This window comes from Micromonospora sp. WMMD967, from assembly GCF_029626165.1.
Classification (GTDB): Bacteria; Actinomycetota; Actinomycetes; order Mycobacteriales; family Micromonosporaceae; genus Micromonospora; species Micromonospora taraxaci.
In genome coordinates, this window is record NZ_JARUBK010000001.1 from 772,487 (window position 1) to 793,107 (window position 20,621).

At 71.7% G+C, this 20,621-nt stretch carries 16 protein-coding genes, 1 tRNA gene and 1 pseudogene; 8 read left to right on the top strand and 10 right to left on the bottom strand.

Going from position 1 to position 20,621, the window contains the following annotated elements; translation table 11 throughout:
* The first annotated feature begins 167 nt into the window (after positions 1–167).
* Positions 168–512: a hypothetical protein gene (locus tag O7631_RS03690; RefSeq protein ID WP_278143017.1), complete on the top strand. Its 345-nt coding sequence runs from the start codon at positions 168–170 to the stop codon at positions 510–512.
* Here the strand turns inward: O7631_RS03690 and O7631_RS03695 are convergent.
* The 7 genes from O7631_RS03695 to O7631_RS03725 all read right to left on the bottom strand — a co-directional run bounded on the left by O7631_RS03695 (position 496) and on the right by O7631_RS03725 (position 8,420).
* Positions 496–1,995 (bottom strand): serine/threonine-protein kinase, encoded by a 1,500-nt coding sequence (locus O7631_RS03695; protein WP_278143018.1) that lies wholly within the window; start codon positions 1,993–1,995, stop codon positions 496–498. The two genes, O7631_RS03690 and O7631_RS03695, sit on opposite strands and share 17 nt — an antisense overlap.
* Positions 1,996–2,025: 30 nt before the next feature.
* Complete coding sequence (locus O7631_RS03700) at positions 2,026–2,517, bottom strand: hypothetical protein (RefSeq protein WP_278143019.1); 492 nt, start codon at positions 2,515–2,517, stop codon at positions 2,026–2,028.
* Positions 2,518–2,705: 188 nt separating this feature from the next.
* Positions 2,706–6,329: an adenylate/guanylate cyclase domain-containing protein gene (locus O7631_RS03705; RefSeq protein ID WP_278143020.1), complete on the bottom strand. Its 3,624-nt coding sequence runs from the start codon at positions 6,327–6,329 to the stop codon at positions 2,706–2,708.
* Positions 6,326–7,162, bottom strand: coding sequence for an MBL fold metallo-hydrolase (locus O7631_RS03710; protein WP_278143021.1), 837 nt, complete (start codon positions 7,160–7,162; stop codon positions 6,326–6,328). The genes O7631_RS03705 and O7631_RS03710 overlap by 4 nt, the downstream gene beginning before the upstream one ends.
* 114 nt (positions 7,163–7,276) lie before the next feature.
* Positions 7,277–7,738 carry a RidA family protein gene (locus O7631_RS03715; protein WP_088950573.1) on the bottom strand — a complete coding sequence of 154 codons (462 nt, stop codon included), beginning with the start codon at positions 7,736–7,738 and terminating at the stop codon, positions 7,277–7,279.
* Positions 7,735–7,890 (bottom strand): DUF4177 domain-containing protein, encoded by a 156-nt coding sequence (locus O7631_RS03720; protein WP_007466198.1) that lies wholly within the window; start codon positions 7,888–7,890, stop codon positions 7,735–7,737. The genes O7631_RS03715 and O7631_RS03720 overlap by 4 nt, the downstream gene beginning before the upstream one ends.
* Before the next feature lie 44 nt (positions 7,891–7,934).
* Entirely contained in the window at positions 7,935–8,420 is a 486-nt protein-coding gene (locus tag O7631_RS03725) for a hypothetical protein (RefSeq protein WP_278143022.1), read from the bottom strand.
* A gap of 659 nt (positions 8,421–9,079) precedes the next feature.
* On the opposite strand from O7631_RS03725, the pseudogene O7631_RS03730 reads away from it, so the two are divergent.
* From O7631_RS03730 to O7631_RS03740, 3 genes and pseudogenes are all read left to right on the top strand, one after another.
* Positions 9,080–9,532, top strand: a pseudogene (locus tag O7631_RS03730) (hypothetical protein); the annotation flags it as partial.
* Positions 9,533–9,558: 26 nt separating this feature from the next.
* Entirely contained in the window at positions 9,559–10,536 is a 978-nt protein-coding gene (locus O7631_RS03735) for an ArsA-related P-loop ATPase (RefSeq protein ID WP_269681993.1), read from the top strand.
* A gap of 54 nt (positions 10,537–10,590) precedes the next feature.
* Positions 10,591–11,742, top strand: a complete 1,152-nt coding sequence (locus O7631_RS03740; RefSeq protein ID WP_278143023.1) for an ArsA-related P-loop ATPase — start codon at positions 10,591–10,593, stop codon at positions 11,740–11,742.
* 6 nt (positions 11,743–11,748) lie between these two features.
* Here the strand turns inward: O7631_RS03740 and O7631_RS03745 are convergent, their stop codons facing one another.
* Positions 11,749–12,069, bottom strand: coding sequence for a WhiB family transcriptional regulator (locus O7631_RS03745; protein WP_269681991.1), 321 nt, complete (start codon positions 12,067–12,069; stop codon positions 11,749–11,751).
* Positions 12,070–12,476: 407 nt separating this feature from the next.
* Between O7631_RS03745 and O7631_RS03750 the strand changes: the two genes are divergently transcribed.
* Positions 12,477–14,906 (top strand): transglycosylase domain-containing protein, encoded by a 2,430-nt coding sequence (locus O7631_RS03750; protein ID WP_278143024.1) that lies wholly within the window; start codon positions 12,477–12,479, stop codon positions 14,904–14,906.
* A 95-nt stretch (positions 14,907–15,001) separates the two neighbouring features.
* On the opposite strand, the gene O7631_RS03755 is transcribed toward O7631_RS03750, so the two are convergent.
* Entirely contained in the window at positions 15,002–15,457 is a 456-nt protein-coding gene (locus tag O7631_RS03755; protein WP_278143025.1) for a GatB/YqeY domain-containing protein, read from the bottom strand.
* Between the two features lie 25 nt (positions 15,458–15,482).
* Here O7631_RS03755 and O7631_RS03760 point away from each other — a divergent pair, with 25 nt between their 5' ends.
* From O7631_RS03760 to O7631_RS03770, 3 genes are all read left to right on the top strand, one after another.
* Complete coding sequence (locus O7631_RS03760; protein ID WP_278143026.1) at positions 15,483–16,376, top strand: metallophosphoesterase; 894 nt, start codon at positions 15,483–15,485, stop codon at positions 16,374–16,376.
* A 221-nt stretch (positions 16,377–16,597) separates the two neighbouring features.
* A tRNA-Pro gene (locus O7631_RS03765) sits at positions 16,598–16,674 on the top strand.
* A gap of 269 nt (positions 16,675–16,943) precedes the next feature.
* A complete protein-coding gene (locus tag O7631_RS03770) occupies positions 16,944–17,759 on the top strand; it encodes a class I SAM-dependent methyltransferase (protein WP_278143027.1) in 816 nt (271 codons plus the stop codon).
* A gap of 43 nt (positions 17,760–17,802) precedes the next feature.
* Here the strand turns inward: O7631_RS03770 and O7631_RS03775 are convergent, their stop codons facing one another.
* Positions 17,803–20,358 (bottom strand): right-handed parallel beta-helix repeat-containing protein, encoded by a 2,556-nt coding sequence (locus O7631_RS03775; RefSeq protein WP_278143028.1) that lies wholly within the window; start codon positions 20,356–20,358, stop codon positions 17,803–17,805.
* Between the last annotated feature and the right edge of the window lie 263 nt (positions 20,359–20,621).

Here is a 20,621-nt window from a genome sequence, read left to right on the forward strand (position 1 = left end):
GGCGACCTCGCTGCCGGAAGAGCCTGCGGGACACCGAGAGTAGCGGCTCTCGTCCACTGAGTGTGGACGCCGAGCGGTCATGTCGGACCGCCCAGCCGATCGACATCCATCGGCGCGCCGGTCGGCTCTGCGGTTGACAGCCGGGCTCGTCACGACATGCTGGACGGGTGAGCCGATTGCCCAGACCCGATGCGCGGACGGTGGCGGTGCTCGCGGCGCTGGGAGCCCTCGTGCCGCTGGCTATGCTGGTCATCTGGCGTCGACAGGATCTTCTCGGCGTGGCCCTGGCACTTCTCTGCGTCCTGCTGACCATGGTCGCCGGGGTCGCCGTCTCGGCCGCCCGGCAGGGCGACGCACCGGAACCGGTGGACCGCTCGGCGGCCGTCGGGCCGCCCGAGTTGATGCCGTACGGGATCGACGCCGACACCCTCGACGCCCTCGACAGTCGGGACGCGTTGCGTGCGGTGCGTGACCGGCGACGCGGAACGAACGGGCTCAGCGGCGGCCGGTGAGGGTGGGCGCGGCGAGCGCGTCCACGCCCCGCCCGGCCAGACACCGGTACGCCCGGTCGATGCTGCCGTCGACCGGCGGTAGCACCTCCAGGTGCCAGCCGCTCGGCTCGGCGATCCCGGTCGTCAACCGGAACGTGGTGGCGCTGCACACCTGTCGCACTGGGGCGGCGGCGATCACCTCGTCGTAGGCGGCACCGACCAGCGACACCGGCAGGATGCCTTCGGCGTACGTCTCCCAGGTGTGCCGGCCGGCGCAGGGCAGCCGGGCCGCCTCCGCGCGGTCGCCCCGGATCCGCACCGGGCCGAAGCACTCCAGCTCAGGCAGGCAGCGGGCGCCCTCGGGCAGGGCGGTCGGCGCACCGGAGCCGGTGGCGCAGCCGGGCAGCGGGCCGGTCGCCGGTGCGGCGACCTGGGTGACCGACGGGTTCGGGGTGGGCACCGCCGCCCGGTCGGCGACCCAGGCCCCGGCGGTGGCGGAGGCGGCGAGAGCGAGCACACCCGCGCCGCCGAGGAACCAGCGCCGCCAGCGCCGACCGCTGGGCACCGCCTGCTGGGTGTCCTCGATGGCCGGACGGGGAATGGGCCGGCTGACCGGGTAGGCGCCGGAGATGGTGGCGCCACCGCTGACCGGGGGACCGCTGACGGGTGCCGACGGCGGCCCGAGGGGCAGGTTGGCGAGGAGGTCGTGCAACTCCAGGGCGGAGGGACGCTCGGCGGGGTCGTTGGCCATGCCGAGGCGCAGGACATCGATCAGCTCGTCCGGCACCCCGGGCAACGGGGGCAGCGGCTGGTTGAACATCTCCAGCACTGTGACCAGGCTGGGATTGCGCTCGGACTGCCAGCGGGGCGGTCGGCCGTGCATCACCGCGTAGAGGGTGGCGCAGAGCGCGTACACGTCGACGGCCGGTGACGGCGGGCTGTGGCTGAACATCTCCGGTGGCGCGTACGCCGGGGTGAGCACCTCCAGCGTGACCGAGGCGTCGCGGTGCTCGGCGAGCACGGCCAGCCCGAAGTCCGCGAGCACTGCCGAGTTGAAGTGTGAGTGGAGGATGTTGGCCGGTTTGACGTCGCGGTGCAGCACCCCGGCGGCGTGGGAGTGGGCCAGCGCGTCGGCGATCTTCATGCCGAGGTCACGGGCCTCCACGGGGCCCAGCGGCGAGGTGCGCATCCGTTCGGCGTACGAGCCGTCGCAGAGCTCCATGATCAGGTAGGGGTGCTGGTCGACGGTGACCCCGACGTCGAAGAGGTCGACCACGTGCGGGTGTGACGACATCCGGCCGGCAGCCCGCGCCTCGCGCAGGAAGCGGGCCTGATCCCGCTCGCTGTCCAGCGTCCGGTTCTCCACCTTGACGGCGACCTCGCGGCCCACCGAGATCTGGGTGGCCTGGTAGACGGTCGCGTATCCACCCCGGGCAAAAACCCGCAAATCGGTCAGGCCGGGCACGATCGGAACCGGCAAGCCGCCGCTCGGGGTGTCCGTCACCGCTCGAAAATACCCAACCCGACCGATGGCTCAGCGCACCGCGTCCGCCGAAGCGGCTCCGGCGGGACCGGCACCCTCCTCGGCGGCCGCGGTCGCCGTGGCACCGTCGGCCGTGCTGAGGTCACCCCGGCGAGCGTCCAGGCGCAGGCCGACGGCGGTGGCCACGGCTCCCAGCCCCTCCCAGGCCGCCACCCCGAAGAACCGGTCGGGGGCGATGTCGGCCAGCACGGCGATGGTGAAGACGGTGAACGTGACCAACCGGAAAACCACTGTGAACCGGTAGAACGCCCGCCACTCGGTGACGGTGGCCAGCAGGTAGTAGACCCCCATGTTGAACGCCGCCATCGACGACGCCAACAGGAACGTGCCGGTGTGGTCACCGACGGCCCGCGTCTCCGGCACCTCGAACCCGAGCATGCGCAGCTGCGCCTCCGGCCAGAGCAGCCCGACCGTGCCCATCACCAGCGCCAACACGCCGAAGACCGCGATGGTCCAGCCCGCGATGGAACGCGGCAGCTTCATGAAGGGCCTCCCCAGGCACGGCGATGGTCACCACTGTGGACCAGCACACGGTGGTGACACGCTAGCCGCTACCCCCGACCACCACATCCCCAAAACCGGTAGAAACCCAACCCCGACCCTTCATGTTGATCAAGAGGTTTCGGTCACCGCACGACAGTTTCCTGACGCGAACCTCTTGATCACCGCGGTCAGGTGCTCAGGCGGGCGCGCAGGGCGTCGGCTGCGGCGCGCTCACTGCGCTGCTCGGTCGCGTACGCCAGGCGGACCGCCTCGTCCGCGCAGGACAGCGCCTCCGCCGGCTGGCCGCAGGCAGCCAGCGCCTCGGCCAGCACACTGGCCGCGATCACCTGACTGCGCACGTCCTCGGCCGGCGCGGTGACCGCCCGCCGAGCCCAGTCCAACGCCTGCTCCCGCTGACCGTGGGCGAGCAGCGCCGACGCGTACTGAGCCATCGTCTGACGGCGGGAGAACAGCAGCGAGGGCGCGTTCGCGGCGGCCGTCGCCACCGGGGCGAGCAGCCCGACCGCTGTCGCCGAGTCGCCGGCGGCCAGACGCGCCGTCGCCAGCAGCACCCGAGGTGCCACCTGCGCCGGCGCCTGCGGGTTGTGCGGCTCCACAGTGGTCAGCACCGAACGGGCCATCTGCTCGGCGGTCTCGCAGTCGCCGAGGTCCAACGCCACGAACCCGCGCAGCGTGCCGGCCATCCCGGTCAGCAGCGGGTGCGAGGTGCGCTCGGCGTACGCGAGGGCGTCGCCGAGCAGGTCCGCCGCGTGCTCCGACTCGCCCAGCCCTCGTGCCACCACAGCGCGGACCACCAGCGCGAACCCGCGCCCCCAGTCGTCGGAGGCGGCGGCGAAATCCCGGTACGCCCGCCGGGCCTCCCGGTCCGCCTCGGCCAGGTCACCCAGCTCGGCGGTGGCGAACGCGGCCACCGCGCGCAGCGTGCCCACCGCCCACGCCTCGCCGACCCGCTCCCCGAAGGGCAGGAAGACCTGCGCCATCCGACACGCCTCGCGCAGCCGCCCGGCGAGCAGTCGGGCGAACGCCGTGGTGCCGCGCAGCCAGGCCCGCCCGTACGGGTCCTTCAGCTCGGCGAACAGCCGGGCGGCCCGGCCGAGCACCGCGTCGGTGCCGGCGAAGTCACCCCGGGTGGTGGTGACCCAGGCCAGGTTCTGCAACGACCACGCCTGCCCGCGCCGGTCCTGGGCACCGAGGCTGACCTGGTACGCGGCGGCCAACCGGCTGCTCGCCTGGCTCAGCCGGCCGGCCACGAAGTCGGCCATCCCGATCCGGCGCATCGCGGTGGCACGGTGCACGGGCAGGCCGGCCGCGGTGGCCACCTGCAACGCCTCCTGCCAGGCGGTCATCGCCCGGCCCTGATCACCGAGGGTCTCCTGGGCCTGCCCCGCGAGCAGCAGCGCACCGACCCGGGTGGCCTCGTCGCCCGCGTTCGCGGCGATCTTCTCCGCGTACGCCAACGCGTCGACGACCCGGCCGACCTGGAGCAGGGCCCGGGCGTGCACCACCCGATCGGCCGCCGGCACCCCGTCACGGGCGAGTTCGGTGGCGCGCTCGGCGTACTCGACGGCCAGCACCGGCTCACCGACGGACAGCGACCGGCGGGCGGCCCGGCCGAGCGCGGCGACGCCCAACGGCACCACCGCGCGGGCCGGCGCGTCCGGGCGCAGCTTCACCGCGTCGGCGAGCGTCGCGGCCCGTTCGACGTGCGTCGCCACGAAGTCGTCCCGGGCCTCGTCGGTGAACCCGCCCGGCGCGGCGGGGGCGGACTCCTCCGCCGGCGCCGCCCAGCGGGCCAGTGCGGCGTGCCGCTCGGCCAGCTCCGCCTTGCTCACCCCGGCGTACGCGGCTTCCCGCATCAGCGGGGTCGCGAACGAGTAGCCGGTCCGGGACCGGTGCAGCATCCGCCGTTGCAGCAGCTCCTCGACGGCCCGGTCGAGTTCCACGGCGACCACGGCGGACGGCCGTCCGTCGCGGCCGGCGCGCTGCTCGCGCATCGCCTCCAACGCCCCGTTCGGCACCGTGTCACCGATCACCGCGGCGTCCCGCAGCACCGAACGGGCGTCCGGCGGCAGGGCGTCGATCCGGGCGGCGAGTACGGCGGCGAGGTCCCGGGAGAGCAAACGGCTGCCCAGCGAGCCGGGCACCAACCGCCATCCGGCCGCCGGGCTCTGGTCGCGGTCGCCGGGCCGCTCCCCCGGTAGGCGGACACCCCGCGCGGACTCCGTGGTGAGCGCTCCCCGCTCGATCAACAGGGTGACCAGCTCGGCCAGGTAGAACGGGTTGCCCTGCGCGGTGGCGAGCAGCCGGTCCGTGTCGGCCTGCGGCAACCTGCCGCCCCCGAGGTAGCTCGTGAGCAGCCGTGCCGCGTCGGCGCCGCGCAGCGGTGGCAGGGAGTGCACCTCGGCGTCCGCGACCCGGGTCAACGCCCCGGCGGTACGCACCAGCTCCGGCCGGCCGAGCAGCAGCACCAGCACCGGGCCGGTGAGCCTGGACAGGGTCAGCCCGAGCGCGCTGATCGTCTCGGCGGTGGCGTCGTGCAGGTCGTCCACCACGACCACCAGCGGCGCTTCCGAGGCAAGGCCGCTGAGCAGGTCGGCGACCGCGTTCGGCACCGCCTCCGAGTCCGCCGCCGGGACGCCCGACCCACCCCACTCACCGGTGTCGGTGCCGGCGTGCGCGGGGAGTTCGCCGTAGCCGAGCAGGGCGAGCAGTTGCTCGGTGGCGATCGGCGCGGTCTCACCACCGGAGCGGGCGAGCCGCTGCCCGAGCCGCCGCAGCCTCTCCTCGACTGCCGGTCGGGTCAGCGCGGTGGCCGCGTCGCTGGGCAGGCCGACGGCGGCACGCACCAGGTCGGCCAGGGGCGCGAGCCGGCGTCGCTCACCGAACGCGGCACACCGCACCGAGAGCACCCGGGCTCCGGTGTGCGCCGCGTAGCGGCCGGCGCCCACGTCGTACCCGGCGGCGAGGCGCTCGACCTCGGCGGCGAACCGGGACTTGCCGATACCCGCCTCGGCGGTCATCAGCAGCACCCGCGGGTCGCCCTGGTCGATCACCTCGGCGAGTCGGCCGGCGACCCGGCCGATCTCCGTCTCCCGTCCGACGTACGGCGCCTCGTCGCCGAGCCCCGACCGGGTGCCCGGCGCGTCCAGGAGGCCCAGCAGCTCGTACGCCTCGACCGGCTCCCGCTTTCCCTTGAGCCGCAGCGGGCGCAGTGCCCGCCAGGACGACACGTGCCGGGTCGCGGCGGCGGTGCGCCCTCCGGCGTACACCGCGCCGACGGCGGCGGCGTCGGCCAGCCGGGCGGCGGTGTTCACCGTGTCGCCGATGACCGTATATTCGATGGCTGCCTGGATGCCCGCGATGACGTCGCCGGTGTTCAGGCCGACGCGCAGCCCGAGTGGCGCGCCGCCGCCTCGCTCGTCGTCGAGCACCCGGCGGACGGCCCGCTGCATGGACAGGGCGGCTCGAACGGCGCGTTCGGCGTCGTCCTCGTGCGCCACGGGAGCGCCGAAGACCGCCATGATCCCGTCACCGGTCAGCTTGTCGACGTGCCCGCCGAACGTCTTCACCGCACCGGCGAGCGCGGCGAGCACCCGGTCGGTGACCGCGCCGACGCGTTCCGGGTCGAGGTCCTCCGACCAGGAGGTGAACTCGGAGAGGTCACCGAAGAGCACGGTGACCACCCGGCGCTCGGCCGCCGGCAACGTGGCGGCGGCCGGCAACGCGGCACCGCAGTTGTGGCAGAACCGCGCACCGGGAACGGCGACGGTTCCACACACGGGGCAGGTCACATGTGCTCCAACCCACTGACCCCGGGTGCGGATTCCCCAGGGTCGACACCCAGATATTCGAGCTGCGCGCGGACCGACCACTCGGCCGCCCACCAGAGCGAGCGGTCCACGTCCGCGTAGACCGCGGCCACCACGTCGGCGGGCGTGCGAGCGCCGGCGGCGACCGCGGCCCGGACCTGGTCGAGCCGGGCTCTGCGATGCGCGAGGTAGAAGTCGGCGGCGGCGGCGCAGTCGGCCAGCGCCGGGCCGTGCCCGGGCAGGGCCGGGATTCCCCGGTACGCGGACAGCAGCTCCAGGCTGGCCAGGTAGTCGCCCAGGTGCCCGTCGGGGTGGGCGACGACAGTGGTGCCCCGGCCGAGGATGGTGTCGCCGGTGAGCACCGCCTGCTCGTCGCCGTGCTCGACCAGGAAGCACACCGAGTCGGCGGTGTGCCCCGGCGTGCTCAGCAGACGGATCTCCAGGCCGAAGCCGCCGAGGTGTTCACCCGGCTCGGTGAGTGGCTTGCCGCCGATGGTGTGCGCCGGGTCGACGGCGAGGACGTGCACGCCGCCGACCAGTTCGCTCAGTCGCGCGGCGCCCTCGGTGTGGTCGGGGTGGCCGTGGGTGATCAGGATCAGCCCGATGGGCCCGTGCGCGGCGATGCGGTTCAGGTGCCCCTCGTCCGCCGGCCCCGGATCGACCACGACGGCCCGGTCGGCCGACGGGGCGCGCAGCACCCAGGTGTTGGTGCCGTCGAGAGTCATCGGCCCGGGGTTCGGTGCGCGCAGCAGTGTCACCCAGGTCGGCAGCTCGTCGGCGAGCGCCGCCGCCGGCGCCGTCACGTGCCCGCTCATGGCTGCGATCGTACGACCCCGCCCGCCACACCCCACGATCTTGTTCAGCGAACCGGAAGGAAGGGCCGCAAAAGGGGCCCTTCCTTCCGACTGATCGCTGGTGACGCCGACGCGTCAGGCGACCTCGACGATCAATTCGATCTCCACCGGGGCGTCGAGGGGCAGTTCGGCGACACCGACGGCGCTACGGGCGTGGCGGCCGGCCTCGCCGAAGACGGTGCCGAAGAGGTCGGAGGCACCGTTGATCACCGCGGGCTGACCGGTGAACCCGGGCGCGGAGGCCACGAAACCGGTCACCTTGACCACCTTGACCACGTTCTCCAGGCCGACCAGCGAGTCGACAGCGGCCAGCGCGTTGAGCGCGCAGCGCTGGGCCAGATCCTTGGCCTGCTCGGCGGAGATCCCGGCGCCGACCTTGCCGGTCGCGAGCAGTTTGCCCTCGGCGATCGGCAACTGGCCGGAGACGTACACGTGCTGGCCGGACTGCACGGCCGGCACGTAGCTGGCCACCGGTGGCACGACCTCGGGCAGTTCGAACCCCAGCTCGGCGAGCTTCGCGTGCGGACCGTTGCTCACGCCTTGGGCCGCTTCAGGTAGGCGACCAGCTGGTCCGGGTTGGGCCCGGGGACCACGGCGACGAGCTCCCACCCGTCCTCGCCCCAGTTGTCGAGGATCTGCTTGGTCGCGTGGACTAGCAGCGGGACCGTGGAGTATTCCCACTTCTGCATCGCTGAAGGGCTCCCTCTCGGTGCGGAATTGTTCGAGGGACAGCCTACGGTCCGCCGGCCGGGCGGGACGCGGGACGCTGCTCCGGCGTGGCCGGCAACTCCCCACAGAGCCCTTCGTGCTCGTACCCCTGGGGGCAGCGGGACCGGTCGGGCAGCAGCAGGTCGCAGAAGACACGGTGCCGGTTGTTCTGGTCGTCGGCGTTGGACACTGTGGTCTCGCCGGCGTCCAGCTCGGGCAGGAAGCCCAGGGACACCGCGACCCGACCGGCGAGCACCGTCGCCGCCGCCAGGCTCGGCACCCGGATCGGCAGGTGGATGACGTAGCCCGCCTCGTCGTCGTCGCGGACCCGCTCGGTGGGGCGGCTCGGCGTCCGGGCCGCCTCCGCCTGCTCCGGCATCCGACGGTACGACCGTTCGTTGACCGGCTGGCCGCTGACGGGCCCCCCACCGGCCTCGACCACGGAACCGGGCCGTCGGGGCCGGTCGTTGGTCGGAAACTGGGTGCGAGGGATGTTGTCCGCGTCGCGCATGCACTGCCTCCGGTCGTACCTCTCGGATCATGCTTCCGGCCCGGACGTATTCATCCGTTCCGGCCCCCGCACCGGGACGAAGGTAGGTCGGTAGCCCCAGTCCCGCCAATAGGACGCGCACAACCAGTCACCAACAGTCACATATGCGACAGATCGTCAGCGCGAGGGCGTTGACGTCGTCCTGGGCCCGGATGCCCGCCCGTCCGACCGACGCCCACGCGGCACGGCAGGGCGACGCCGATCCGCTCATCGACCGCTACCCTTCCGGTCGGACGGTCGCGCAGCGCCCGGCCGCCCGCTCGATCACGCTCGGCGCCCTGGGTGGCGGCGAGCGTCGCACCCCCGAGGGAACGACGATGACCCAACCGCCCAGCGGCGACCAGGCCGGCCCATCCGCCCACCCTTCGGCCCACCCGGAACCCGCCGGCCAGTCGGGCCCTCCGGCCATCCCCGGCCAGCCCGCCCCCGCCGCACCGTCCGGGCGACTCGCCCTCCCCGCGTCCCCCGCCCAGCCCGCGCTCCCTGGGCCACCGGTCCAGGCCACCGGCGCCGGCCAACCGGAAGGGCCGGGCGGTCCCGCGTCGGCTGCCGCCCCGACACCGCCGGGCGCCGCGGACATCCCCCCACCCCCGCCGGCCTACGCGCCCTACCAGGGCGCGGCCGAGCCGAAGAAGAAGCGCGGACTGCTGATCGCGGTGATCGCACTGGCCGTGATCATGGTGCTCTGCGTGGGCGGCGGCGCGGTGGCGTTCCTGACCCTGCGCAACGCCGAGACCGGTGAGGGCGCCAAGGAGCCGGCGGTCGCCGTCGACGAGTTCCTCACAGCGGTCTACAAGGACCGCGACGCCGCCAAGGCGGCCAGCCGGGTCTGCGCCGCTTCCCGCGACGACGAGAAGATCGCCGCGAAGATCGCCGAGGTGGAGAAGTACGCCTCCGCACACCAGAACCCCCGCTTCCGGTGGACCACCCCGAAGGTGGACAACCAGACCGGTGACCGCGCCACGGTCTCCACCCGGGTCACCATGACCACCTCCGACGAGAAGGTGGCTGACCAGGACCTGCGCTTCACTGTGGTGCAGAAGACGGGTTGGTGGGTCTGCGAGGTCGCGTGACCACCGGGCCTGGATAGGCTCGACTGGTGTCTGCAGCTGAGTGGCCGACCGACCCGGCCGGTACGGGATGGTCCGCCCGCCTTCACGTGGTGACCGGCAAGGGCGGCACCGGCAAGACCAGCATCGCGGCGGCCCTCGCTCTCGCGCTCGCCGCCGGCGGTCGACGCACCCTCCTGGTCGAGGTCGAGGGACGGCAGGGCATCGCCCAGCTGTTCGGTATCGACCCGCTGCCGTACGAGGAGCGGCACCTCGCCGACGCACCGGACGGCGGTGAGGTACGCGCTCTGGCGGTGGACGCCGAGGAGGCGCTGCTCGAGTACCTCGACATGTTCTACAAGCTGGGCGCGGCCGGCCGGGCTCTCCGCAAGCTCGGTGCCATCGACTTCGCCACCACCATCGCGCCGGGGCTGCGGGACGTACTGCTCACCGGCAAGGTCAAGGAGGCGACCACCCGCACCTCCGGACAGCGTCGCGCGTACGACGCTGTGGTGTTGGACGCTCCGCCGACCGGGCGGATCGGCCGTTTCCTCAACGTGACGGCGGAGACCGCCCGGCTGGCGAAGGTGGGCCCGATCAAGACGCAGAGCGAGGGGGTCTCGGCGCTGCTGCGCTCCCCGATGACAGCGGTGCACGTGGTCACGTTGCTGGAGGAGATGCCGGTCCAGGAGACGGTGGACGCGATCGCGGACCTGACCTCGCTCGGCTTCGGCATCGGGCAGGTGATCGTCAACGGCGCTCGGCCCCGACTGCCGGCCGGTCCGGCGGTCACCGCCGCGGAGCTGCGGCGCGGTCTGGTCGCCGCCGGGCTGCCGGCCGATCGGGACACGGTGGCCGGTTTGCACGGCGAGGCCCGGGACCAGCTCATCCGGCGTGAACTGGAGGATTCGCTCCGCGCCGACCTGGTGGAGCTGGGGCTGCCGATGCGGGAGCTGCCGTTGCTGCCCGACGGGGTTGACCGAGCGGGTCTGACGGCCCTGGCCCGGGCCCTCGTCAGCGCCGATTGACTCACACCTGAGCTCAGCACGGGCGCGCTGACCCACGCGGCCCGATACGCTCGATTGGTGCCTTCCGAAGACGCGGCGCCGCAGCTGGACGTCGACCAGATCCTCGCCGACCCAGGCGTGCGGATCGTCGTGTGCTGCGGTGCCGGCGGGGTGGGAAAGACGACCACCGCCGCGGCGCTGGCCCTGCGAGCCGCCGAGCAGCACGGCCGACGCACTGTGGTGCTCACCATCGACCCGGCGCGCCGCCTGGCCCAGTCGCTGGGGCTGACCGAGCTGGACAACACCCCTCGCCAGGTCAAGGGCATCGACGTCGAGAGCAGCGGCGGCGAGTTGCACGCCATGATGCTGGACATGAAGCGCACCTTCGACGACGTGGTGCTCCAGCACACCGATCCGACGAAGGCCGCGGAGATCTTCGCGAACCCGTTCTACCAGGCAATGAGCTCGACCTTCGCCGGCACGCAGGAGTACATGGCGATGGAGAAGCTGGGCCAGCTGCACGCCCGCGGCGAGTGGGACCTCATCGTGGTGGACACGCCACCGTCGCGCTCGGCACTGGACTTCCTGGACGCGCCGGCCCGGCTCTCCCGTTTCCTCGACGGCCGGATGCTGCGACTGTTGCTGGCCCCGGCGCGAAGCGGCGGACGGAGCATGTTCAGCCTGGTCACGGCCTCGTTCGGGATGTTCTCGAAGGTGGTGCAGAAGGTCCTCGGCGCACAACTGCTCACCGACCTGTCCGGCTTCGTGGCCGCGCTGGATTCGATGTTCGGCGGTTTCCGGCAGCGAGCGGAGCAGACGTACCGCATCCTCCAGGCACGGGAGACGGCCTTCCTGCTGGTCGCGGCACCGGAGCCGGACGCGGTCCGGGAGGCCGCCTACTTCGCGGGCCGTCTGCGCGACGAGCGGATGCCGCTCGCCGGTCTGGTCCTCAACCGGGTGCACCGACCGGCGGTGCCGGAGCTGGACGCCGAGCAGAGCCGGGTCGCCGCCGAGCGGCTGACCGAGCTGGGTGGGCACGAGGCCACCGTCGACGTGTTGCGGGCCCACGCGGCTCTGGCCCGTCAGGCGGTACGCGAGCAGCAGGTCGCGGCGCGCTTCACCGAGGCGTTCCCGGAGGTGCCGGCGGTGTCGGTGACGGCTCAGCCCGCCGACGTACACGACGTCGACGGGCTGCGGACGATCGGCGCGGCGATCAGCCGGCCGTGACCGGCGTCAGGTGGTAGCGCTGACCAGGATCTTGTCCTTGCCGGTCTTGTCCTTGCTGTTCTTCTTCATCGCGGCCTCGAACATCTTGCGCCAGCTCGTCACCTGCGGGTGACGACGCAGCAGCGCCCGCCGTTCGCGTTCGGTCATGCCACCCCACACACCGAACTCGATCCGGTTGTCCAGCGCGTCGGCCAGGCACTCGTACCGAACTGGGCAGCTCCGGCAGATCCGCTTCGCCACGTTCTGTTCGGCGCCCTGTACGAACAACGCGTCCGGGTCCCCGTTCTGACATGCCGCCAGTGACGGCCAGTCAGTGATCATGCCCATGTGTACACGTCCCCCCTTGCAGTACCTACCGACCTCGTCGATGCACGTCAGCCGGCAATTCCCCCCGATCGCCCGGCCTGCCTTCCCCAAGGCGGCGCGGACGACATGTGGCTTTGTCGCCGCCCCCATCATGCTCTGTAGTCGACCGATTACGCAACGTTGTCGGCGAAATCCATCATTCCGGACACTCCCGGCTTCCCGGGCCTTCGACCGCCGGTTACCCCGCCGAGCTCGGCGATAACGCTGCGCCGCCTCCCTGAATCGGAGGAGACTCACGCCAGGTCACACGCAACCAAGCACCGGGGGTCGTGCGTTTAGCACAACGAGGGCAGCGCGCGCAGGAAATGGGGAAAGAACGCCCCAGCGCCCCTCGTTCCCTACTCGCGTACCCTGTCGAGGTGACCTGGATGCGGAAACGTGACCACAATGTGCTGACCAACGCCGCATCGCTACTCGTGTGTGGCCTGTTGGCCGGCGTGGTGGTCGCTGCGGCGGCCTTCCCCGCAGTGGCGATGTCCGGCTTGGCCGCAAAGGCCGGCGCCGAGACATTCGGCGCCCTGCCCACGGAGCTGACGGTGGCCCGCGCGCCACAGATCAGCTACCTGTTGGCCTCGGACGGCAAGACACCGCTCGCGACCATGTACGACGAGAACCGCCGCGACGTGAAGTTCGACGACATCTCGCCGTTCATGCGGAAGGCGATCATCGCGGCCGAGGATCACGACTTCTACAAGCACAACGGCGTCGACATCAACGGTGTCGCCCGCGCGTTCGTCAACAACCAGAGCGAAGGCTCCGGCCGGCAGGGCGCTTCGACGCTGACCATGCAGTACGTCCGGCTGGCCATCGCCTACTCGGCCACCCACCCCGCCGACGTGGTCGCGGCGACCGAGGACACCAGCGCCCGCAAGCTCCGTGAGATGCGGCTGGCCCTCCAGGTCGACAAGGAGTTCTCCAAGGACGAGATCCTCACCCGCTACCTCAACCTCGCCTCGTTCGGCAACGGCGCGTACGGCATCTTCGCCGCCAGCCAGGTCTACTTCGGTAAGCCGCCGAGCAAGCTCAAGATCGAGGAAGCGGCGCTGCTGGCCGGCATGGTCAAGGCACCGACGACGAACGACCCGACCACCAAGGCCGGCTACCCGCTCGCTCTGGACCGTCGCGACTACGTCATCGACAACATGGTCGAGATCAAGGCCATCACCCAGCAGGAGGCCGACGCGGCCAAGGCCGTCAAGCTCGAGGTGAAGGACAAGCGCACCCCCAACGGCTGCGTCTCCGCCAACGTCAACAGCTGGGGCTTCTTCTGCGACTTCTTCTACCGCTGGTGGATGCAGCAGGAGACGTTCGGCTCGACCACGTACGACCGCGAGCGACGCCTGAAGAGCGGCGGCTACACCGTCGTCACCTCGATCGACGTCCAGGCGCAGAAGGCCGCGGACAAGGCCGTCCGCAAGGCCAAGAGCGAGAACAGCAAGGAAGCCGCAATGGTCGCGGTGGTCGAGCCCGGCAGCGGCCGGGTCCGGGCGCTCGCGGTGAACCGGCAGTTCAAGCTGGACGACCCGAAGAACCCGAAGAACAAGATCTCCAGCGATCCGGCGAAGAGCAAGAAGAAGATCCGGGGCAACTACCCGGCCACGGTGAACCCGCTACTCACCGGCGGCGACGGCATCACCGGCTACCAGGCCGGGTCGACGTTCAAGATGTTCACCATCGTCGCGGCGCTGGAGAAGGGCATCCCGCTCAGCTACAACATCAACGCGCCGAAGCAGTTCAAGTCGGAATACATCATCCGGCCTGGCCCGGCCGCCTGCCCGGGCACCAGCTTCTACTGCCCCACCAACTCGACCGAGAGCATGGCCGGCCCGCACAACATGTGGAGCGCGTTCGGCCGTTCGGTCAACACCTACTTCGTGCCGCTGCAGCAGCAGGTCGGTGCGGAGAACGTGGTCAAGGCCGCGAAGCGGCTGGGCATCAATTTCCGGTCCCAGGAAGACCTGGACCTGGAGAAGGGGGCGCACCAGTGGGGTGCGTTCACCCTGGGCGTCTCGCAGACCACCCCGCTCGACCTGGCCAACGCCTACGCCACCCTGGCCGCGGACGGCAAGTACTGCGAACCGATCCCGGTGCAGGAGATCCGCGACCCGGAGGGCAACAAGCTGGACATCGCCAACCCGCGATGCGAGAAGCGGTTCAGCACCGACGTGGCCCGCGCCGCGGTGGACGCCGCCCGGTGCCCGGTCGGTGACAAGTCGTCGTCCTCGAAGTGCGCGGGTGCCACCGCCGGCAACGTCCGCAGCGACGTCGGTTACCCGGTGGCCGGCAAGTCCGGCACCACCGACTCGGAGAAGACCGCCGCCCTGGTCGCGATGACCAAGCAGTACTCGGTGGCCGGCATCATGGCCGACCCGGACTGGCCGCAGACGAACGTCAAGATGAAGCACGCGGAGAAGGACGGCATCAACCCGCCCGTGTGGGAGACGCTGCGGGACGCCATGAAGGGCAAGCCGAAAATCAACTTCGAGCCGCCCGGCCAGAAGATCTCCGAGGGTGACCAGCGCAGCATCCCCGACGTGAAGTGCATCTCGGTGGATCAGGCGAAGTCCCGACTCAAGGGCGCCGGCTTCGAACCGGTCGTCTCCAGCACGAAGGTCCCCTCCTCGTGCAAGGCCGGCGACGCCGCCGGCACCAGCCCGGACGGTCGCACGATCAAGGGCGGCCTGGTCACCATCCAGGTCAGCAGCGGCGGCGGCACGCCGGGCAACACCGACGGCACGCCGGGTAACCCGCCCGGCAACCAGCCCGGTGGTCGACCCGGCGGTCGTCCCGGCGGCTGAGCCGACCAGTAGACACGAACGGGCGGGCACCCACCTCGGGTGCCCGCCCGTTCCGTCTGCCGGCCCAGTGCCGCGGCGGCGATGGATCCGCTGGGTCAGAGACCCAGCTGTCGGCGTACCTCCGCGGCCACCCGGCCACCCTCGGCCCGGCCCGCCACCGCGGCCTGGGCCGCCTTCATCGCCGGGCCCATCTGGGTCTTGCCGGTGAAGCCGCCCGCGGCGAGCGCCCCCGACACCAGCTCGGCGAGCTCGCTGTCCGGGAGCTGCTTGGGCAGGTAGCGGTCCAGCACCTCACCCTCGGCGGTCTCCTTCGCGGCCTGCTCGGCGCGGCCGGCGTCGGCGAACGCGGTGGCGGCCTCCCGACGCTTCTTGGCCTCCTTGGTCAGCACCGCGAGCACCTCGTCGTCGGTGAGGTCGCGCTTGGCCTTGCCGGCGACCTCGGCGTTGCCGACGGCGGCCAGGGCCATCCGCAGCGTGGAGGTGGTCAGCTCGTCGCGCGCCTTGAGCGCGGAACGCATGTCGGCGGTGAGGCGGTCCTTCAGCGTGCTCATGGACGGTCAAACTACCCTGAACGCCATGCGAAAGCGCACACTATTCCGGCTTGCCGCCGGAACCGCCACGGTCGGCGCGGCCACCCTCGCGTACGCGTCGCTCATCGAGCGCAACATGTTCACACTGCGGCGGTACGACGTGCCGGTGCTCCCGGCCGACGCCGAACCGCTGCGTGTGCTGCACCTGTCCGACCTGCACATGATGCCCGACCAGGCGCGCAAGCAGCGCTGGGTGGCGTCGCTGGCTGCCCTGGACCCCGACCTGGTGGTGGTGACCGGCGACAACATGGCCCACCCGGGGGCGGTCCCCGGGGTGCTGCGGGCCCTCCAGCCACTGCTGGACTTCCCCGGCGCGTTCGTCTTCGGCTCCAACGACTACACCGGCCCGGTGTTGAAGAACCCGTTCACCTACTTCCTGCCCGACCGGGAGTACACCGAGGGCGTCGAGCTGCCCTACGAGGAGCTCCGCCAGGTCTTCACCGGCGCCGGTTGGGTCGACCTCAACAACGCCCGGACCATGCTGAAGGCCGGCGGTCGGCAGCTCGACCTGGTCGGCGTGGACGACCCCCACATCGACCGGGACGACTACCCGGCCGTGGCCGGCACGGTGTCGTCCTCGGCCGACCTGTCCATCGCTGTCACGCACTCCCCCGAACCACGGGTGCTGGACCAGATGGCCGCCGACGGCTTCGGGCTGCTGCTGGCCGGGCACACCCACGGCGGCCAGGTCTGCGTACCGGGCTACGGGGCGCTGGTGACCAACTGCGGCCTGCCCCGCTCGATGGCGCGCGGTCTGCACCGGTGGCCGGGCTCGGACTCCTGGCTACACGTCTCCGCCGGCCTGGGCACCCACCCCACCGCCCCGGTCCGCTTCGCCTGCCCTCCGGAGGCCAGCATCCTGACCCTCATCCCCCGCTGACCCACGCCGGGCCCGGGCCGCGCTCGCGGGGCCCGGGCCGCGCTCGCGGGCCCCGGCTCAAGATCCGCGCAACATCGGGGATGTTGCTGCCTCGGCGCGTTCTGAGGCAGCAACATCGGCGATAGTGTGCGGATCTTGGACATTGCGGCGGGGTGCGCCGGGCGGCGGGGGTACCGAGTTTGACCATCGGACCGGGTGGGCTACTATTTGTCGGCACGCCTCGGGGTGTGGCGCAGCTTGGTAGCGCGCTTCGTTCGGGACGAAGAGGTCGTCGGTTCGAATCCGGCCACCCCGACCAGAGGCAAGAGGGCACATCCGATCCATGGATGTGCCCTCTCAGCATTTTCGCTGAGCCCTCGGGCATACCCGCGCTCGACGAGTCGGCCTATCGACGGATCAACGCTCCAAGTCGAGAGACGGACACCCCGTCGGCGAGCCGCGACAGGCACCGTTTCCGCAGGTCCCGGTCGGGCATTGTGCCGCCGATATAGGTGTTTCTACCGATCCCTGGAGGTGCTGCCACACCTAGCGTCGGTGGCACGACGAGCCGTCCAAGGGAGACCACCGATGACCACCGCACTCGACCTCACCGCCGTGAAGGCACGCCAGCAGGTGACCTGGGCCAGCGGCGACTACGGCGCTGTCGCCGCCCTCATCCACCCGATCGCCGAGTTGCTGGTGACCGCGGCCGACCTGTCGGCGGGCGCTCGGGTGCTGGACGTGGCGACCGGCACCGGCAACGCCGCCATCGCCGCCGCCCGCTGCGGATGCGTCGTGACCGGCGTCGACTACGTACCCGAACTGTTGGCTCGGGGTCAGGTGCGGGCCGAGGCGGAGCGCCTCCCGGTCACGTTCGTGACCGGGGACGCCGAACGTCTGGCGTACGTCGACGGTGCCTTCGACGCGGTGCTCTCCGTCGTCGGCGTGATGTTCGCTCCGAACCAGGAGCGGGCGGCGGCCGAGTTGGTCCGGGTGTGCCGGGCGGGCGGCACGGTGGCACTGGCGTCGTGGACGCCGCAGGGTTTCATCGGCGAGTTGTTCCGTACTGTGGGGCGGCACGTGCCGCCACCGGCGGGTCTGCGCCCGCCGGTGCAGTGGGGCGACGAGGGCCGGGTCCGCGAGTTGCTCGGCGGGTCCGTGGGCGACCTGCGGGCGGTAAGCCGGGAGTTCGTCTTCCGCTTCGGCACGCCGGAGGAGTTCGCTCTCTTCTTCCGGGCCAACTACGGCCCGACGTTGAAGGCGTTCGAGGCGCTGCCCGAGGAGCGACGCGCCGAGCTGCACGCCGACCTGGTGCAGCTGGCCCGTACGCACAACCGGGCCACCGACGGGACGGTGCGGATCCCGGCCGAGTACCTGGAGGTAGTGGCCGAGCGGACGGCGTGAGGGCGAGCGCCCCTCGCCCGTCGCGGCGAGGGGCGGCACGGGCTCAGGCGGCGGGAATGAAGTAGCCCGCCTGGTCGACGACCACGTGGCTGCTGCCGGAACTGTTGTTGTACAGGGAGATCCTCACCTCGCGGGTCTTGATCACCGCGAGGTTCGAGGCCGTCTCGCCGGCGACGAAGTTGACGTTCGAGGCGGTGGGCGGTGCCGTCCACGAGGGGAAGGCCGTGAGAACGCCGGCGGTGGTCGGAGCGGTGACGGTCAGGTTGGTCACAACGGCGGTGGGGGCGGGGCAGTCCGACCCGCATCCGCCGCCGTCGAACGCCGCGTAGTACCAGGCCTCGACGCTCGCCACCGCCTGCTTCTCCAGTGGGCCGGCGGGGCGATCGATCAGGCCGTCGCCGGTACGGCTGTCGGCGATCCGGAACGGCCCGTACGGCACGTAGGTCTGCGTCGCCCCGGAGGCCGCGGAGCCGAAGTAGCCGGCCAGGTCGGCGACGACGTGGGTGGTGCCGGAGCTGACGTTGCGGATCGCGACCTTGCCGCCCACGACCCGCACGGTGACCAGGTTGGGGATCGTCTGTCCCGCCACGAAGTTCAGGTTGGACGCCACCGGCACCGGCGTACCGTCCGGGTAGACGGTGAGGACCCCGGCGGTCGTCGGCTGGGTGACCGTGACGTTGAGGATCGCAGCGGTCGCGTCGGCGGGGAGGACGCCGGAGAGGTCGACGTGCAGGTCGGCGTTCGGGGCGACCGGAGCTGCCGATCGGGTGTCCAGCACCCTCGTCGGTGCGAGTGGCGCGAAGCCCGAGCCGTGGGCGCTGTAGTAGCCCTGGAGATCGGCGACCAGGTGGACCGTGCCCCCGCTGGCGTTCTCCAGGTAGATCCGGCCGTCGCGCACCGGCACGGTGACCAGATTCGGCACGGTCTCCTTGGCCACGAAGTTGACGCTCGACGTGGTGGTGGGCGTGCCGGCGTCGGGATAGACCTTCACGAACCCGGCGGTGGTGGGGCCGGTGACGGTGACGTTCAGGACGATCGAGCTGATGTCGGCGGCCGGAACGCCACCCACCTGGGGCAGGTCGAGGGTCACCCGGCCGCCGGCGGCGACCGGCACCGTGGTCGGAATGCCGAGGGCGGCGCGGGTGTCCAGCAGCCGCGTCGGCGCGACCGCCGTGTAGTACGAGCCGGTCACCGTGCAGGCCTGATCAGTGCGCCCGACGCCGCCGTTCACACGGCGGAATCCGTTCGGGCTGACGTAGTAGTCGACGCAGGCCACCCCCGCCCGGCGGTACGTGTAGCTGGCTCGCGGCACGTCGCTGATGCGCGGGCCGGTCTGGTCGCTGAATCGGAACGCGTACCGGCCCTCTTCACGCTCGACCGGCCAACTGTGGCTCGGGGTGATGGTCGCCACCGTGTCCAGTGGACCGCCACCCGCCGCCCGCCGGATATCGATCGCACCGGGGTCCAACACCCCCTGGCGTTCCCAGGCGCCGCGGTCCCGATAGCCACTGCCCGTGCCGGTGTTAGCGGCCTCCGGGTCGTCGCTGTACGGGTTGCCCAGGATGTCACTGGGCAGGGCACCCGGGGCGGTGCCGTCCGCCGAGTCGATGGCGGGAGATCCCGGCCGGAGCGTGATCCAGCTCCGCCAGTAGTTGATGTCGACGATGTCGATACCCGGGTTTGTCGTCAGGTCGTCGACACCCTGGCCGGTGGCCGCGACGAAGCTGTCCCGGATGGTGTGGGCGGTGCCGCCCCACACGTAGAACGGGCCGCCACTGACCGGATCGATCAGATTGTGGTCGACGACGCTGCGGGCGGTCGACCCGGCGGCCACGGTGATCGCGGCAGCGGCGGCCGGGTCGGCGCAGGCCTGCCTGACGCTGCCCGCCGTCGCGATGATGTTGTTGCGGATGCTCGCGCCCGGCGATTCGCCGGCCACGTCGATCCCCTTTCCACAGGTGGTGATGATGGTGTTGCCGGTGACCACGGTGTCCGGGGCGTCGGTGACGACCATCCCGGCACGGCTGTAGCCCTGGTTGCCGACGACGACCGCGTTGACGGTGTCGGCCCCGACGGCCACCACGGGCCCGCCGCCGATCAGGAACCATTGACGGCTGACCGTGACGTCGCGGGATCCACCGGTGATCCGCACGCCCTCGGACACTGTCGCACCCCGTATGCCGTTGCCGTCGATGGTGACCCGGGTCGAGCCGTCCACCGTCACCGCCGGCGCTCCGCTCACGCCCTCCACCACGAAGTCCCGCAGTGCCACGTCGTGCACGCCGGCCACGATGACGACGCTGCCGGTGGTCGGCCCCGCCATGGATCGGACCCTGCCGATGCGTACGTCTCCCCGGGCCGCCGAGGCGCGGAACGTGATCGGTGCCTCGGGCGTACCGGAACGCGTCATCGTCAGCACCTCCTCGTAGTGCCCCGGCTCGACGAGGACGGTCTGTCCCGGTTGGACCACGGCCGCCGCCGCGGAGATCGTGCAGAACGGGTCGTTGCTGCTGCCGCTGCCGCCGCTGGCGGAGCAGCGGTTCTGGTCCACGGACAGCTCGGTCGGCAGGACGGCTCGGGCGGCCGGCTCGATGGTCACGGGCACCACGGCACGAGCGGGCACCGCGGCACGAGCGGGCACTGCGGCACGAGCAGGCACCGCGGCATGCGCCGCCGGCCCGGCCAGGCCTCCGGCACCCAGGACAAGGGGTACGACTAGGAACCCGGCGAACCAGCGACCACCCATGGACATCCCCGTCTTCTGTCGATCATGATCAGGCCGGAGATTACCGGCATTGCCCAGCCGGTCACGTCAGTCGATCGGTCACCGTCGCCGGAACGGCCGGAGCCGGCACCATCACA